The 15,942-nt window shown below is 68.3% G+C and carries 18 protein-coding genes; 8 read left to right on the forward strand and 10 right to left on the reverse strand.

Features of this window, described 5'->3' with window-relative positions:
• Positions 1-90 precede the first annotated feature (90 nt).
• Positions 91-300, reverse strand: coding sequence for a cold-shock protein (locus RA210_RS03485; RefSeq protein ID WP_090214305.1), 210 nt, complete (start codon positions 298-300; stop codon positions 91-93).
• Between the two features lie 320 nt (positions 301-620).
• Here RA210_RS03485 and dcd point away from each other — a divergent pair, with 320 nt between their 5' ends.
• Positions 621-1,187 (forward strand): dCTP deaminase, encoded by a 567-nt coding sequence (gene dcd, locus RA210_RS03490; protein WP_136489228.1) that lies wholly within the window; start codon positions 621-623, stop codon positions 1,185-1,187.
• 53 nt (positions 1,188-1,240) lie between these two features.
• Here the strand turns inward: dcd and RA210_RS03495 are convergent, their stop codons facing one another.
• From RA210_RS03495 to RA210_RS03525, 7 genes are all read right to left on the reverse strand, one after another.
• Positions 1,241-2,566 carry an erythromycin esterase family protein gene (locus tag RA210_RS03495; protein ID WP_201485409.1) on the reverse strand — a complete coding sequence of 442 codons (1,326 nt, stop codon included), beginning with the start codon at positions 2,564-2,566 and terminating at the stop codon, positions 1,241-1,243.
• Between the two features lie 120 nt (positions 2,567-2,686).
• Positions 2,687-3,868 (reverse strand): NYN domain-containing protein, encoded by a 1,182-nt coding sequence (locus RA210_RS03500; protein WP_201485410.1) that lies wholly within the window; start codon positions 3,866-3,868, stop codon positions 2,687-2,689.
• A 57-nt stretch (positions 3,869-3,925) separates the two neighbouring features.
• Positions 3,926-5,062: a VIT1/CCC1 transporter family protein gene (locus RA210_RS03505; RefSeq protein ID WP_236574610.1), complete on the reverse strand. Its 1,137-nt coding sequence runs from the start codon at positions 5,060-5,062 to the stop codon at positions 3,926-3,928.
• Positions 5,063-5,218: 156 nt separating this feature from the next.
• Positions 5,219-7,759 carry a penicillin acylase family protein gene (locus RA210_RS03510; protein ID WP_136489225.1) on the reverse strand — a complete coding sequence of 847 codons (2,541 nt, stop codon included), beginning with the start codon at positions 7,757-7,759 and terminating at the stop codon, positions 5,219-5,221.
• Positions 7,760-7,881: 122 nt separating this feature from the next.
• Positions 7,882-8,349, reverse strand: a complete 468-nt coding sequence (locus RA210_RS03515; RefSeq protein WP_136489224.1) for a DUF2489 domain-containing protein — start codon at positions 8,347-8,349, stop codon at positions 7,882-7,884.
• Between the two features lie 7 nt (positions 8,350-8,356).
• Positions 8,357-8,548 (reverse strand): SEC-C metal-binding domain-containing protein, encoded by a 192-nt coding sequence (locus RA210_RS03520; protein ID WP_136489223.1) that lies wholly within the window; start codon positions 8,546-8,548, stop codon positions 8,357-8,359.
• Positions 8,549-8,551: 3 nt separating this feature from the next.
• A complete protein-coding gene (locus tag RA210_RS03525) occupies positions 8,552-9,049 on the reverse strand; it encodes an LEA type 2 family protein (RefSeq protein WP_136489222.1) in 498 nt (165 codons plus the stop codon).
• A gap of 164 nt (positions 9,050-9,213) precedes the next feature.
• Here RA210_RS03525 and RA210_RS03530 point away from each other — a divergent pair, with 164 nt between their 5' ends.
• Complete coding sequence (locus RA210_RS03530) at positions 9,214-9,741, forward strand: hypothetical protein (protein WP_201485419.1); 528 nt, start codon at positions 9,214-9,216, stop codon at positions 9,739-9,741.
• A 21-nt stretch (positions 9,742-9,762) separates the two neighbouring features.
• Here the strand turns inward: RA210_RS03530 and RA210_RS03535 are convergent, their stop codons facing one another.
• Positions 9,763-10,233: a YchJ family protein gene (locus RA210_RS03535; RefSeq protein ID WP_136489221.1), complete on the reverse strand. Its 471-nt coding sequence runs from the start codon at positions 10,231-10,233 to the stop codon at positions 9,763-9,765.
• A 139-nt stretch (positions 10,234-10,372) separates the two neighbouring features.
• Here RA210_RS03535 and RA210_RS03540 point away from each other — a divergent pair, with 139 nt between their 5' ends.
• The 6 genes from RA210_RS03540 to RA210_RS03565 all read left to right on the forward strand — a co-directional run bounded on the left by RA210_RS03540 (position 10,373) and on the right by RA210_RS03565 (position 15,694).
• Entirely contained in the window at positions 10,373-11,104 is a 732-nt protein-coding gene (locus RA210_RS03540; RefSeq protein WP_136489220.1) for an OmpA family protein, read from the forward strand.
• A 118-nt stretch (positions 11,105-11,222) separates the two neighbouring features.
• Positions 11,223-11,579 carry a DUF1145 domain-containing protein gene (locus tag RA210_RS03545; protein ID WP_201485411.1) on the forward strand — a complete coding sequence of 119 codons (357 nt, stop codon included), beginning with the start codon at positions 11,223-11,225 and terminating at the stop codon, positions 11,577-11,579.
• A gap of 101 nt (positions 11,580-11,680) precedes the next feature.
• Entirely contained in the window at positions 11,681-13,825 is a 2,145-nt protein-coding gene (gene dinG / locus RA210_RS03550) for an ATP-dependent DNA helicase DinG (protein ID WP_136489218.1), read from the forward strand.
• A 112-nt stretch (positions 13,826-13,937) separates the two neighbouring features.
• Positions 13,938-15,083, forward strand: coding sequence for a serine hydrolase domain-containing protein (locus RA210_RS03555; protein WP_136489217.1), 1,146 nt, complete (start codon positions 13,938-13,940; stop codon positions 15,081-15,083).
• A 92-nt stretch (positions 15,084-15,175) separates the two neighbouring features.
• On the forward strand, positions 15,176-15,433 hold the full coding sequence (locus tag RA210_RS03560) for a type II toxin-antitoxin system Phd/YefM family antitoxin (protein ID WP_201485412.1): 258 nt from the start codon (positions 15,176-15,178) through the stop codon (positions 15,431-15,433).
• A gap of 6 nt (positions 15,434-15,439) precedes the next feature.
• Positions 15,440-15,694 (forward strand): Txe/YoeB family addiction module toxin, encoded by a 255-nt coding sequence (locus RA210_RS03565; RefSeq protein WP_201485413.1) that lies wholly within the window; start codon positions 15,440-15,442, stop codon positions 15,692-15,694.
• A 124-nt stretch (positions 15,695-15,818) separates the two neighbouring features.
• Here RA210_RS03565 and RA210_RS03570 read toward each other — a convergent pair.
• A partial coding sequence (locus tag RA210_RS03570; RefSeq protein ID WP_201485414.1) for a transposase occupies positions 15,819-15,942 on the reverse strand: 124 nt, incomplete at its 5' end.

Consider the following 15,942-nt stretch of genomic DNA (forward strand, 5'->3'; position numbering starts at 1 on the left):
GGCGGCGGCGTTGCCGTCGCCCGTCTCGGGAAGAAATCGCAGGCATAAAAAAACCCCGCCTGGGCGGGGTCTTTTGCGGGAAAGAACAGGTCAGATGACCTGGACTTCCTCGGCTTGCATGCCTTTCTGGCCGCGGGTCGCGACGAAAGAAACGGCTTGGCCTTCTTTCAGGCTCTTGAAGCCGTCGCTCTGAATGGCGCGGAAGTGTACGAAGAGGTCGTCACCGGATTGCGGGGTGATGAAGCCGAAGCCTTTCTCATCGTTGAACCACTTGACGGTACCGGTTTGGCGATTGGACATGTGAATGTCTCCTTGCATGAGTTTGAAAAGGTGGGTGACCTGGAAATTCCGGGCCGGGAACTGAATGCAAGGAGTTAGGAGTCGTAGCAATGACTGGATTGAGATCCGGACATTTTGTAGCGATTCACGGTGACACATGCAGCAGCTGCAGCCACCATACGCGTTTTGCGCCAGGAAGCGAGCTTTATTTTCATTTTTTTGCCGCAAGCGACCGGCGGCAGGTCGAGACTCGTGGTCGGCAAGCCTTTGAACCGGGCTTTGCGCCCCGGTAAGATGCGCGCCCGACCTTTATCTCGCACAGCCTGAGCAGGACACCCGCCATGAGCATCAAATCGGACAAGTGGATTCGCCGCATGGCCCTCGAGCACGGCATGATCGAGCCCTTCGTCGAGCGTCAGGTGCGCGGTGCCGATTCCGACCGGGTCATCTCCTACGGGGTGTCCAGCTACGGCTACGACGTGCGCTGCGCCGACGAATTCAAGGTGTTCACCAACATCCATTCGGCCACCGTCGACCCGAAGAACTTCGACGAGAAGAGCTTCGTCGACGTCAAGGGCGACGTCTGCATCATCCCGCCGAACTCCTTCGCCCTGGCGCGAACCGTCGAGTACTTCCGCATCCCGCGCGACGTGCTGACCATCTGCTTGGGCAAGAGCACCTACGCGCGCTGCGGCATCATCGTCAACGTCACCCCGCTCGAGCCGGAGTGGGAAGGCCACGTGACCCTGGAGTTCTCCAACACCACCACCCTGCCGGCGAAGATCTACGCCAACGAGGGCGTGGCGCAGATGCTGTTCCTGCAGTCCGACGAGGAGTGCGAAGTGTCCTACAAGGACCGCGGCGGCAAGTACCAGGGCCAGACCGGGGTGACCCTGCCCAAGGCCTGAGCCGCTCCGCTGTCGAAAACGAGCCGCGCCTGTCGCGGCTCGTTCGTTTCCGGCTACTCCCCGAACGGCCAGGTCTCGTCCTCGCCGCCGTGCGGGGTTTCCCGGTCGAGCGGGGTGACCGCACAGGTCTGCTCCAGCCACAGCCAGGCGTCGAACTGCTCGGCCAGCACTGCCTCGAAGTAGTGGCTCTGCCGTTCGCTCTCCGGGCGGTAGATCACGCCGATGGCGCGCTCCAGTAGGGTGTCGGACAGCGCGGCGCGCAGCTCATCGCGGGCGTCGCCACGCCAGTCGGTGAGCGAGGCGGGGATGCCGGCCTGCAGGAACACCTGCTCCCAGCTGTCGTGACGCGAGGGGCGCACCTGCTTGATCCGCATCGGCTCGTCCCAGTTGTCGGCCGCCGCCACCGTGCCGCGGTGGGTGCCCATGCCGATCAGCACCGCCTCGCGGCCCCAGGCGTCGCGGCACAGCTCGCCGATGTTGAACTCGCCGGCCCAGCCCATGGCGGTGGCGCTGGCGTTGCCGATGTGCGAGTTGTGCGCCCAGACCACCGCCTTCGCCGCCGGGCCGCGGTGCTCCAGCAGGCGCTCGAGACTGTCGAACATGTGCTGGTCGCGCAGGTTCCACGAGGCGACCGAGCCGTGGTACATGGCCCGGTAGTACTGCTCGGCGGCCTGCACCACGCGGGCGTTCTGGGTGGCGTCGAAGAACGCCTCGCCGCCCTCGGCCAGGTGCTCCAGGCGCTGTTCGAGCAGGGCGCGCAGCTGTTCGACCACCGCGTCCTCGCAGGAGCGCTGGCCGTGCAGGACGTTGCGTCCGTACAGCGCCGGCGCGTTCTCCCAGGGCTTCAGGCAGCCGTAGCGCTGGCGCGCGGCCTGTGCCGCCTCGGCGTTGGTGCGGTCCAGGTAGTCGAGCACCGCGCTGATCGAGGCGCTCAGGCTGTACACGTCGAGGCCGCGGAACTCGACGCGCCGCGCCATGGGCAGCGCCGCGTTGTGTTGCGTGAGCCAGGCGCAGAACCCGGCGACCTCGCGGTTGCGCCACATCCAGGTGGGGAAGCGCCGGAAGGCCTGGCGCGTCCAGGTGGGCGGCTCCTGAGCGCGCACCTGGCGGTCGATCTGCGCGGCGTCCGGCCAGTCGGCCTCGACGGCGACTATGCTGAAGCCGTGTTTTTCGATCAGGCGGCGGGTGATGGCCGCGCGGGCGCGGTAGAACTCGCTGGTGCCGTGGCTGGCCTCGCCGATCAGCACCACGCGGGCGTCGGCGTAGCGGTCGAACAGCGCGGCGAACTCGGCGCTGTCCACGCCCAGCAGCGGCTCGGCGAAGCGGCGCAGCAGGGCCAGGCGTTCGCTGGCGCCTGGCCGGTGGGCGTGTTCTTTCATGTGAGCCTCCCGACGCACCGGGCTGCGGTGCGTCAGGGAAAGCGTAGCCTTCGGTATGTCGATGGCGAGGGCTTCAGGTCCAATCGCTGGGGGCTGAGATGAGAGTCGTGGCTGCAGATCTCAGGCTTCAGCTTTTTCCGTTTGTACAGATGCCTGCTCGATCAGGTGCTCAAGGGCGCCGTTGTCATACTTCCCGTAAAGCAGGTCTCTCAGTGAAAGCTTGTCGATCTTGGTGTTGTTTTCCCGGCAGGCCGAGAAGAGTCGTGAAAGCATGGCGACATCCACAGTGCGCGCCAGATTCAGCTCTGAATCTATTTGCCACAGCTTTTCCCCTGAGTCGCTGTAACCGCTGATCTTGAGAACGCGCGAACGGACCAATATGGTTAGCGCTTTGTTGATTTCGACGTTGGTGATTGTCTCGCTGCGCTTTTGGGCCTCTTCGGCAATGCGCTCCTTGCTCTGGTTCGGATGATTGCGTGCGATCTGGTAAACCTCGTTGAGCGCCTTGCTGGACACAAGTCGCCACTGCTTTTTCCTCAGCAGTCTCTCGTAGGCCTTTACCAATGCCTCCTGATGGTTTTCTTCTCTGGTTTCTGACGTCAGGTCGCCGTTTTTCAGAGTTGCGGTCCAGGATTTATTCTTGCCGTCTTGAGCAACCTCAATCGAGTCGATGGCCTTGAGAAAATCGATGAACGAGCGATAACCGAGGTCGCGCTCGTTGAAGGCACTGTCGACGCTGAGCATGCCGTTCTTCAGAGTGGAGAGCGGCAGTGTCTGATCGGCGGCGCGGAGGATTTTTTCCGCAAGATCCATGGCGTCGTCGGTATTCGAGCGCAGCTCTTTCTTGCTGGTTGCTTGCTCTGTGTTGGTGTAGATGTACTTTGAACAGGAGGTCTTCACGCTTTCACTCAGCGGCGACTTCGGGCCTACGCCGATCACTTCCTTACCCATTTCGCGGAGCTTGCGGAACAATGGGGAGAAATCCGAATCACCCGTCGCCAGGACGAACCATTGAATGCCCGGCAGGTTGTGAGCGTAGTCGATGACGTCGATGGTCAGCTGAATGTCCGAAGAGTTCTTCTTGCTGACCGGATGAAAATTGTGGATCAGCTCGAATCCCAAGCGGTTGAGTTCGCTCTGAAAGCCCTGCACGCAAGGGTTGCCCCAGTTGCCATAAGCGCGTCGAACGATCAGTTGGCCGATGGCGCTGAGTTCGGTTATCAGCAGGTCGGGGCCATTGTTCTTCAGCCAGTGGGTCAGGTTTTCAACGTCGATGAACAGCGCGATTTTGGATCGATCCATGATGTCTTCTTATGTGGCGGGAGCAGGGGCCTTTACAGTGTTCCGAGTATTCACGACTCAGCCCCCCACCGTCACCCCCAGCCAGTGCCCGAGGCCATAGGTGATCGCCGCCGCGCCGAGGCCGAAGGCCACCTGGCGCAGGCCGGAGTAGAGCAGGCCGCGGCCGGTGAACAGGGTTACCAGGGCGCCGATCAGGAACAGCCCGCCGGCACTGAACAGGGCGCAGGCGACGACGGCGGCCTGGCCGTCGAGCAGCAGGAACGGCAGCACCGGGATCAGCGCGCCGAGGCTGAACACCACGAAGGAGGTGATCGCCGCCAGCCAGGCCGAGCCGCCGAGGTCGTCGGGATCGACGCCCAGCTCCTCGCGCACCAGGGTGTCCAGCGCGCGGCTCTTGTCGGCCATGATGCCTTCGGCCATGGCGCGCGCCTTGCCCTCGTCGAGGCCCTTGGCGCGGTAGATCAGCACCAGTTCCTCGGCTTCCTCGTCGGGCACCATTTCCAGTTCGTCGCGCTCGGTGGCGATCTGCTGCTCGTACAGCTCGCGGGCGTTCTGCACCGACAGCCACTCGCCGAGGGCCATCGAGCAGGCGCCGGCGAGCAGGCCGGCCAGGCCGGTGAGCAGCAGGGCGTCGGCGGAGAAGGCGGCACCGGCCACGCCCATCACCAGGCTGAAGTTGGACACCAGGCCATCGTTGGCGCCGAGCACTGCGGCGCGCAGGGCATTGCCGCCGCCGGCGCCGTGGCGGCCTTCCAGGCTGGCGAACAGGCGGCCGTTCCAGGTGTTGCGCCGGCCACGCGCCAGCTCGCTGAGCAGGCGGGCGTGGGAGCGCTCCTGGCCGGGCATGCCGGTATCGCAGGTTTCCGGCTGGTCGTCGTACTGGCCGCGGTCGATCTGCTCCAGCGAGGCGGCGGCGCCGATCACCCAGTCCGGGCCGAGCAGGCGGGCGATGCGGATCAGCAGGCGGGTGCGCCAGCTCGGCGCCAGCTCCGGCGCGCTGGCGCCGAGCTGGCGGAACTGCGTGCGCCAGAACTCGGCATGGCGCTCCTCGATGGCGGCCAGGCGGCGGTACAGCTCGCCCAGCTCCGGGCGGCTTTCGTAGCGGGCGAGGGCGCGATACAGCGCGGCGCTGTCGATTTCACCCTGCAGGTTGCAGCGGTAGCGGGCGAGCTGGGCCTGGCGTTCGGCGGACATGGGGCGGCCTCGGCGATGCGGGAGCATCTTTACAGACTAGCCCCGTGGCGAAGGCTCAGGTGCGCAGGGCGCACCCTACGGAGCACGCCAGGGTACGCCACAGGCTACGGATCTCGCCGGTAGGGTGCGCCGTGCGCACCCCATGGACGTGCGCCGTTACCGCCCCGGGGTCAGCAGCAGGCGCTGGCTGCCGTAGGCGCGGTCGAGGTTGCGCTCCTGGAACGGCAAGATCTGGTAGCGACCCTTGAGCCAGGCGTCGATGCCGTCGGCATAGTGCGGGCTTGCCGGATTGCCCGACTGCCCGGAGCTGTTGACCGCCTGCAGCGGCTCGTCCTGGCCGAAGTCGACCACCATGCGCGCGGAGGGGATCAGCCAGGTGTCGAAGTCCTTGCCCCACAGCCAGGCCGAGACGTTCAGCGTGCTGTGGTCGCCGCCGGCCGGGTAGGGACCGCGGTCCAGGTAGTCCCGGATGCTCGCCAGGCTGGCGCGTTGGCCGGCGCTCATGTACGGCGCCAGGCGGGTGGCGTCGCTGTCCCACTGGTAGCGGTGCAGCTTGCCCCACTGCCAGGCGCTGCGGTTGCCGCCCAGTTCGCTCTCCAGGCGCGCCACCGCGCCGGCCAGGCTGCGCGCGAGGATCGCCGGCTTGTCTTCCTTGTGCGGCGTGCGCACGTCGTCCCAGAACGGGCTGTCCTGGCGGCCGAGCAGGTGGTCGGCCTGCGCCGAGTAGCTGAGCTTGGCGATCTCCACCAGGCCCTGCCAGGCCGGGCTGTCCTCCGGGCCCAGCTCGTCGAGGAAGGTCTGCCGCGCGCTTTCCTGGAGGAACATGGCGTACAGCGCGGCGTCGGCCGATTGCGCCGCAAGGCGGCCGTCGAAGGCCTGCAGGCGCTTGAGCGCCTCCTGCGCGCGCTCGCGATCGCCACCGGGCAGGGCGGCGATGGCCTGCTGCAGCGGCTGGGCCATGCCGGGGTCGGCGAACATCGCCTTGAGCTTGGCGGCGAACGGCGTCTGCTGGTCGTACTGCATGGCGATCATGCTGCGCGCGTCGTGGCGCGTGCCGGCGCCGGCCAGCTCGGCGATGCGCTCGGCGCGCTCGGGGTAGAACCAGGAGCTGGACAGCTGCACGCCGTAGCCGCCCGGCACGGTGCGCTGGTTGGCAGTGCCCAACCAGCCCTGCGGCGGGTCCTGGTCGTAGGGATGCAGCATGGTGTCGGCGTAGCCGTCCCAGCCGTACTGGCCGTCCCAGCCGGGCGAGGGGACCAGGCCGCGGCCGCCCTTGCGGTTGGGGTAGCGGCCGGTGACCTGCCAGGCGATGTGCTGGGCGTCGGCGTAGACCAGGTTGAGGCCGAGGGCGCGGATGTTGCGCACCGGCTCGTGGGCTTCGTCCACCGACTGCGCGCGCGACAGGTCGAAGAAGGCGTCGAGGGTCTGGTCGGCCTCGAACAGGCTGCTCTTCAGGGCGATGCCGTAGCCGCTGGCCAGGGCGATCGGCTGCAGCGGATCCTTGCGCTCGCCGAGCACGCTGTTGAGCAGCGGGCCGTGGCGGGTTTCCAGGACGGTTTCGCGGATCGGCCGCTGGCCCTTGATGAAGAAGGTTTCCTGGCGTTCGCGCGCCGGCTGCCACTGGCCGTCGGCGAGGTATTCGAGGCGGTTGCCCTGGCGGCGCACCTGCTCGAGGAACAGGTCCTGGGTGTCGCCCATGACCATGGTCATGCCCCAGGCCAGCTTGCCGTTGAAGCCGGCGACCACCGCGGGGATGCCGGCCACCGAAAGACCGGCGACCTGGTATTTCGGCGTGCGCAGCTGCACGAAGCTCCACAGCGAGGGCTGGGTCAGCGGCAGGTGCGGGTCGTTGGCCAGCAGGCTCTTGCCGCTGCGGCTGCGCTGCGGGGCGATCGCCCAGTTGTTCGACGCCGCCACGCCGAGCATGTTGAGCGCCGCCAGCTGGCCGGCGGCGCCGTCGAGGGCGGCCAGGCCGGGGATCTGCCCGCCGAGCCGGAGACCCTTGAGCTTGTCCGCCTCGTCGACCGGCAGCGGCTCGTCCGGGTAGGTCGGCAGCAGCCAGGCCAGCTGCTCGGTGCCGACCTTCTGCGCCAGCGCCAGGCCGGCGATCTCCTCCTGCAGGTTGACCGACAGGCCGAAGTTGAGCAGGCAGAAGATCAGCGCCGAGTCCTCGGGCTTCCAGTATTCCGGGCGGTAGCCGGAGGCGGCCAGGTCCATCGGCAGCCTGTCGCGGTGGCGGAACAGCCAGGCGTTGACGCCGCGGGCGTAGACCTCGAAGAAGCGGCGCAGGCGCGGCGAGGCGTTCTTCCAGACGATGTCGGCGCTCTCACGCAGGTTCACCGCGCGCATGAAGCGGTCGATCTCCAGCACGCCGGGGCCGGCCATCTCGGCCAGGCGGCCCTGGGCCATCAGGCGCAGGCCGACCATCTGGCCGATGCGGTCGCTGGCGTGCACGTAGCCGAGGGCGAACAGCGCATCGTGGTAGCTGCGGCTCTCGATCAGCGGCATGCCCAGCGGGTTGCGGCGCACCGACACCGTGTCGGCCAGGCCCTTGAGCGGCTGCACCCCGGAGCTCGGCGGCAGGCTGTCCTGGTAGCGGTTGTCCAGCCAGGTCTGGCAGCCGCTCAGGCTGACCAGCGCGGTCAGGGCGGAAGCGCCCGCCAGCAGGGCGAGGGGGCGGAACGAACGCAGCGGCATGACGGGGCTCCGGAAACGGGCGGACGGGATCGGCCCGGCGTGTTCGCCGGGCCGGAAAAGGGCGCTACGTTAGGCGGCGAAAGGGCGCCTGACAAGAGCCGTCAGGCGCCGTGCAGGCGGGCTCAGCCGGCCCGGGCGAGCGGCGGCGGCAGGCCTTCGTCGAGCAGCCAGCGGGCACCCTTGCGGGCGGCGGCCTTGTGGCGGAGTTCCAGCTCGCTGAAGTGCTTCTCGTGGGCGCGGCGCTCGGCGGCGGAGAGCTGCTTCCAGGCGGCATGGGTGGGGATGCCCGAGGTGGCGTCGAACAGGGTGTGGAATACCTGGCAGTGCTCGTGGCCGCTGAGGGCGATGTCGTAGTTGTCGAGCAGCACCTTGATGCGGATGGCGCCCTCGATCAGCGGCAGCTGCCCGTCGAGCAGGCTGCCGGCGAGGATGCGCAGGTCGCCGTTGAGGCGCTGCTGGCGTTCGCTCTCGGCGGTGGCGTAGGCCTTCTGCTGGGCCCACACCCGGCGCCACAGGTGCAGGGCGTAGCCGCCCAGCACCAGCACCACCAGGACTCCGGCCAGCAACAGGCCGAGGGACAGCGTGCTCATCGTCGACTCAGGCGCCGTGGCACTTCTTGTACTTCTGGCCGCTGCCGCACGGGCAGGGATCGTTGCGGCCGACGTCCTTCAGCGGGTTGCGCACCGGCTCCTGGTGGCCGTGGTTGCAGTGCGGGCCGTGGACGTGGGGTTCGTGGTGGTCATGGCCGTGGTTGCAGTCGGGGCCATGCACGTGGGCTTGCTGATTCATCGCTCACTCCGGAATGAAATCGCCGGGAACTATCTGGCCGCTGCGTGCCAGCTGGACGCGGCGGCCGAACATCAGCCCGGTCTTCACCTCGCCTTCGAGGCGATAGCGGATCGGTTTGTCGGGCTTCTCCAACAGTTTGACGATGTATTTCATGTGCCGCCAGAGGTTGGTGTTCACCGGCACCTCGAATTCCTCGCGGCCGTTGGCCGGAACGGTGAACCAGGTGGCGGATTCGCCGCTTGCCAGCTTCACGTCGTTGAGGAAAACCGTGTAAACCAGGCCGCGGATCGGCAGACTCACGTCGTTGGGGTTGTCGACGCGAAAGCGCAGCTTGAACTCCTGCTCGAGCAGGCGGGCGCGGATCACCTCGACCTTGACCAGCTGCACGTCGGGATCCTTGAAGCCGCCACCGAGCCAGGTGGCACAACCGCTCAGGCCGGAGCCGGCCAGCAGGAGCAGGAGGAAGCCGAGGATTCTTGTTGGATGTGCCGGGAAAAGCATGCCATGACTCCGTTGGATGCCCGAGTGTAACAATCGACGGACGGGCTGCAACGTGTTGTTGCGGGAATGTTGCAGTAAAAAAACCAGCGTCATAGTGCGCAGGAAAAAGGACAGGAGTGTGACGGTTGAGCAATCTCTTTGAAGTGGCCTTCGCCGGCGAGCTGATGCCGGGAGCCGAGCCGGAGCAGGTCAAGGCCAATCTGGCGCGGCTGTTCCAGGCCGACCCGCAGCGCATCGCCGCGCTGTTCTCCGGACGGCGCATCGTGATCAAGGGCGGCCTGGATGCCGAGAGCGCGGAAAAGTACCGCCTGACCCTGGCGCGTGCCGGCGCGATGGTCGAGGTCGCCCCGCTCGGTCAGGCCGAGCCGGCTGCGGCGCCGGCCCCCGGCGTGGCAGCGACTCCGGCAGCGGTGGCGCCCGCCGCGCGCCCGGCGCCGGCCGCCGGCGATTTCCCCGAGCTGAAGGTGGTCCCGCGCGACCAGTACATGGCGGCGTTCCGCGAAGTGGCGGCGCCGGACTTCGGCCTGGCGCCGGTCGGCGTCGACCTGCAGGACGCGCGCCCGGCGCCGGTGGCCCCGGCGCTGGACCTCAGCCAGCTCAGCGTGGCGCCGGTCGGCAGCGACATGGGCCAGGCCAGGGCGGCGCCGACCGCGCCGCCGCCGGACACCTCGCACCTGCGCCTGGCCGAGTGACGGCCTTGGCGGGGGCCGCGCTCAGGCCAGGCCCCCGCAGCACTTCTTGAACTTCTGCCCGCTGCCGCACGGGCACGGGTCGTTGCGCCCGGCCTTGAGCGCCACGGTCGGGTCGATGAAGTACCAGCGGCCGTCGACCCTCACGAAATCCGAGCGTTCGCGGTGGGCGTGTTCGCCGGCCGCATCCTGCCAGCGCGCGACGAAGGTCACCTGCGCGCGTTCCGGCGTGCCGCCCTGCGGCCGGTGCGCTTCCACCGACAGTCCCAGCCAGCGGCTCTGCGCGCTCCAGGCGGCCATGGCCTCGCGCTCGAGGCCGGCCTGCTGGGCGGGCAGGGTGGTGGCCACCAGGTAGTCGATCAGGCCCAGCACGTAGGCGCTGTAGCGCGAGCGCATCAGCGCTTCGGCGGTTTCCGGCACGCCGCCGGCATGGTAGCGAGCGCAGCAGTCGGCCAGCGGCAGGCCGCTGCCGCAGGGGCAGGAGGAGTGGGACATCGGCGGTATCGTCGGCAGTCTGACAGGGGGCGCTAGGGTAGTCCGGTCGGGGGCTGCGGTGCCAGCTGGCAGTGGCGGCGGGGGGCGTCTTTACTTGCTCCTATCGGCAATAAGGACCGATGCAAAGGAGAACTGCATCATGGCAAACGCACTTGCAAGAGCCGCTCTGCCCGCGATCCTCGCCAGCACCCTGCTGGCCGGTTGCGCCTCCACCACCAGTACCGGCGATGCTCCGCTCAACCAGCGCAACTGGCCCTGGTGCAGCCTGATCGGCGGCCTTGCCGGCGGCGGCCTGGGCGCCACCGAAAGCGCGGCCATGGCTGGCGGCGGTGCCGCCGCCGGCGCCATCGTCGGCGGCCTGCTGTGCTACGTCCAGGACGGCGATGCCGACAAGGACGGCGTCTTCGACCGCCGCGACCGCTGCCCGGACACTCCGGAGGGGACCGCGGTGCATCACAACGGCTGCCCGCTCAAGGAGTATCCCGCCGCCGCCCCGGTCGCCGAGCCGCCGGCCCCGCAGGACGAGGTGATCGTGCTCAGCGATCAGGGCGAGGTGCTGTTCGCCTTCGACTCGGCCAAGCTGACCCCGGCGGCCATGGCGACCCTCGACGGGCTGCTGGACAGGCTCGCCGCGCCTGACGTGCAGGCGATCCGCGTCGAGGGGCACACCGACAGCGTCGGCAGCGACGCCTACAACCAGAAGCTTTCCGAGCGGCGCGCCGCCAGCGTGGCGAACTACCTGGCCAGTCGCGGCGTGGCGGCCGACAGGCTGAGCACCCGCGGTTTCGGCGAGAGCCAGCCGCTGGTCGACAACGCCAGCGACGACGGGCGTGCGCAGAACCGTCGGGTGGAGATCGTGATCGACCGCTGAACGGAGCGTCCGCAGGCGAGGGACATGCGGCCCCTCGCCGCGCCCGCTGCGTCGGCCCGTACTTGGCAGCCCCGCGGCCTGCAGCTAAGGTGCGCGCTGGTTTCCTCCGGACATGCCCATGAAACTGCTGACGACCCTGGGCCGCCTGCTGGCCGTGCCGTTCTGGCTGGCGGTGCTGGTCAACCTGGCCGCACCCTTCGCCGCGCCCTTCGCCCTGCTGATCGACGTGGCCGCTGCCGCCGTGTTCGCCCTGCACCTGCTGCAGCTGGTCGCCTGTCGCGATCGGCTCAAGGCCAGCGCCAGCCCGACCCGCGACCGCCTGTTGCTGCTGCTGTTCGGCGCCTTCTGGCTGGACCGCCTGCCGCCGGCCGCCGCCGTGGTCGAGCAACTGGTGCAGGCCACCCGCGAGGTGGCGGTGGACGAGGCGGATGGCCAGGCGGAGCACCCGCCGGTTGCCAAGGCCGAGGCTGCCTGAGCCGGCGTCGACCTTTCGGGTGATCTGCCCTGCAGTGACCGGGCGGTCGCGCTATCATGGCGCCCGTCCCGATCACTGAACGCATATCCAGCGCGCCCGCCATGCTCAGCACCGAACTCAAGTCCCAGATCCAGGGCGCCTACTCCCGTTTCCTCGAGGCCAAGGGCCTCAAGCCGCGCTACGGCCAGCGCCTGATGATCGCCGAAGTGGCCAAGGGCCTCGGCGCCATCGCGGTCGACGACGAGGGCAAGCGCCTCGGCGAGCCGGCGGTGGTGGCGGTGGAGGCCGGCACCGGTACCGGCAAGACGGTGGCCTACACCCTGGCGGCGATCCCGGCCGCCAAGGCCGCCGGCAAGCGCCTGGTGATCGCCACCGCCACCGTCGCCCTGCAGGAACAGATCGTCTTCAAGGACCTGCCCGACCTGGCGCGCAACAGCGGTCTGTCCTTCAGCTTCGCCCTGGCCAAGGGCCGCGGCCGCTACCTGTGCCTGTCCAAGCTCGACCTGCTGCTGCAGGAAGGCGCCGCCCAGGGCGCCACCGCCCAGCTGTTCGAGGAGGAGGGCTTCCGCATCGACGTCGACGAGGCCAGCCAGAAGCTGTTCAACAGCATGATCGAGCGCCTGGCCGGCAGCCGCTGGGACGGCGATCGCGACGCCTGGCCGGAGGCCATCGACGACGCCCAGTGGGCGCGGCTGACCACCGACCACACCCAGTGCACCGGCCGCCACTGCCCGAACTTCCAGCAGTGCGCCTTCTACAAGGCGCGCGAGGGCATGACCAAGGTCGACGTGATCGTCACCAACCACGACCTGGTGCTGGCCGACCTGGCCCTCGGCGGCGGCGCCATCCTGCCGCCGCCCGGCGACACCCTCTACGTGTTCGACGAGGGCCACCACCTGCCGGACAAGGCCATCGGCCACTTCGCCCACTTCACCCGCCTGCGCTCCACCGCCGAGTGGCTGGAGCAGATCGCCAAGAACCTCACCCGCCTGCTGGCGCAGAACCCGCTGCCCGGCGACTTCGGCCGGCTGGTCGAGGGCGTGCCGGAGCTGGCCCGCGAGATCCGCGCCCAGCAGCAGTTCGTCCAGGCCGCCTGCGAGGAACTCGGCGACTTCCGCCCCGGCGAGGACATGGAAGGCCGCGACCGGCCGCGCCACCGCTTCCCCGGCGGCGTGGTGCCCGAGCACCTGCGCGAGATGGGCATCGAGCTGAAGAAGGGCTTCAACCGCCTCACCGACCAGTTCACCCGGATGAGCGACATCCTCAAGGAGGCGATGGACGGCGACGGCAGCGCCGGAGTGAGCAACTACCAGGCCGAGGAGTGGTATCCGCTGTTCGGCAGCCTGCTGGCGCGTGCGCAGAGCAACTGGGAGCTGTGGACCGCCTTCACCAGCGAGGACCCCGAGGACAGCCCGCCGACGGCGCGCTGGCTGACCCTGGTGGAGAACGGCAGCTATCACGACATCGAGGTCAACGCCAGCCCGATCCTCGCCGCCGAGACCCTGCGCCGCCACCTGTGGAACGTCGCCCATGGCGCCCTGGTGACCTCGGCGACCCTCACCGCACTGGGCAGCTTCGAGCGCTTCCGGATGCGCTCCGGCCTGCCGAAGAACGCTGTCACCGCGGTGGTGCCCAGCCCGTTCCGCTATGCCGAGGCCGGCCTGCTGCACGTCCCTGACATCCAGGCCGACCCGCGCAAGGCCGACGAGCACACCGCGGCCATCGTCCGCGAGCTGCCGGCCATGCTCGAGGGCGCGCGCGGCAGCCTGGTGCTGTTCTCCTCGCGCAAGCAGATGCAGGAGGTGTTCGACGGGCTCGAGCGCGACTGGCGCAAGCGCGTGCTGATCCAGGGCAACCTGTCCAAGCAGGAGACCCTCAACAAGCACAAGGCGCGTGTCGACGACGGCGAGCCCAGCGTGCTGTTCGGCCTGGCCAGCTTCGCCGAGGGTGTCGACCTGCCCGGCGCCTGGTGCGAGCACGTGGTGATCGCCAAGATCCCCTTCGCCGTGCCGGACGATCCGGTCGAGGCGGCGCTGTCGGAGTGGATCGAGGCGCGCGGCGGCAACCCGTTCATGGAGATCGCCGTGCCCGACGCCTCGCTGCGCCTGATCCAGGCCTGCGGCCGCCTGCTGCGCACCGAGCAGGACACCGGCACGGTGACCCTGCTCGACCGCCGCGTGGTCACCCAGCGCTACGGCAAGGCCATCCTCAACACCCTGCCGCCGTTCCGCCGACAGATCGACTGAGTTCATATTGCCGGTGCGCGCGGCGCACCCGTGCGGCGCGTAGTAGGGTGCGCCATGCGCACCATCCATGCCCATGGCCGCGCGCAACCGTAAACCTGGCACAGGAGTCCCCATGCACATCCACGGCTATTTCGACCTGCAGTTCGAGGCGGTGAAGGACGCCTTCGCCGAGCTGTTCAACGACCCGCAGGAGCGCGGCGCCGCGCTGTGCGTGCAGATCGGCGGTGAGACGGTGCTCGACCTGTGGGCCGGCATGGCCGACAGGGATGGCCAGGAGCCCTGGCACACCGACACCATCCTCAACCTGTATTCCTGCACCAAGGCCTTCACCGCCGTCGCGGCGCTGCAGCTGGTCGGCGAGGGCAAGCTGGAGCTGGACGAGCCGGTCGCCCGCCTGTGGCCGGAGTTCGCCGCCGCCGGCAAGCAGCACGTCACCCTGCGCCAGCTGCTCAGCCATCGCGCCGGCCTGCCGGCGATCCGCCAGCCGCTGCCGCCGGAAGCCCTCTACGACTGGGAGGCGATGACCGCCGCGCTGGCCGCCGAGGCGCCGTGGTGGACGCCGGGCGACGGTCACGGCTATGCGCCCATCACCTACGGCTGGCTGGTCGGCGAACCGATCCGCCGCGCCACCGGGCGCAATCCCGGCGAGGTGATCGTCGAGCGCACCGCGCGGCCGCTGGGCCTCGACTTCCACATCGGCCTCCCCGACAGCGAGTTCCACCGCGTCGCCCACATCTCCCGCGGCAAGGGCAACCTCGGCGACGCCGCCGCCCAGCGCGTGCTCAACGCGATGATGCGCGAGCCGCAGGCCATGACCACCCGCGCCTTCACCAACCCGCCGTCGATCATGACCAGCACCAACAAGCCGGAGTGGCGGCGCATGGCGCAGCCGGCGGCCAACGGCCACGGCAACGCGCGCAGCCTGGCCGGCTTCTACGCGGGACTGCTCGACGGCAGCCTGCTCGACAGCGCCCTGCTCGCCGAGATGACCCGCGAGCACAGCCTGGGCGACGACCGCACCCTGCTGACCCACACCCGCCTGGGGCTCGGCCTGATGCTCGAGCAGCCCGAGGTGCCCAACGCCACCTACGGCCTCGGCCGCCACGCCTTCGGCCACCCCGGCGCCGGCGGCTCCATCGGCTTCGCCGACCCCGAGCGTGAACTGGCCTTCGGCTTCGTCACCAACACCCTCGGCCCGTACGTGCTGATGGACCCGCGCGTGCAAAGGCTGGCGCGGGTGGTGGGGGAGTGTTTGTAGTCGATCGCTGGCCGGCAGCAGGGCACCTGTCGAGTTTGCTGTCTATTATGTACGTATTTCTGTACATTGACCGGGCTCTATAGGAGATAAGCATGCAGACCATCAACTACACCGCTGCCCGCCAGCATCTGGCGGAAACCATGGATCGCGTGAACAGCGACCGTACCCCCATCCTGGTGACCCGGCAGAAGGGCGAGCCGGTGGTGATGATTTCCCTGGCCGACTACAACGCGCTCGAAGAGACCGCCTATCTGCTGCGCTCGCCGGCCAATGCCGAGCGGCTTATCAAGTCGATCAACAGCCTGCGGGCTGGCAAGGCGCAGGCGCAGCAGCTGATCGACGAGGAGTGATCGGGCTTGAACATCCTCTTCACGCCCGAGGCCTGGGACGACTACCTGTGGTTCCAGCAGAACGACAAGGCAGGGCTCAAACGGATCAACCTGTTGATCCGTGACGCCCAGCGCAATCCGTTCAGCGGTATCGGCAAGCCGGAACCCCTCAAGCACAACCTCAGCGGCTTCTGGTCGCGGCGCATCAGCGAGGAGCACCGGCTGGTCTACACGGTCGATGGCGATGCGCTGCAGATCGTGATGTGCCGGTATCACTACTGAGCGTTTGGTCCGGCACCTCCTCGCCCTTCTGCACAGCAGGGGGCCTGTTTTCGTTGATCGGTCTGTAGCGTTGGCTGTGCTATGTTCCGCGACCTACAGGCGTTTTTTGGAAAAGGATTTTGGTTCATCGCATTTTCCCGGGGAAGGCGGCCTTGATTTTCAGGAAAAAGTAATCGGCGTCCCTGAAGCCATAGGCCATGCGCTTGATCACCTTGATCCGGTTGTTCACCCCCTCCAGCAGGCTGGTG

The sequence above is a fragment of the Pseudomonas sp. OF001 genome (genome assembly GCF_904426495.1).
GTDB lineage: Bacteria > Pseudomonadota > Gammaproteobacteria > Pseudomonadales > Pseudomonadaceae > Geopseudomonas.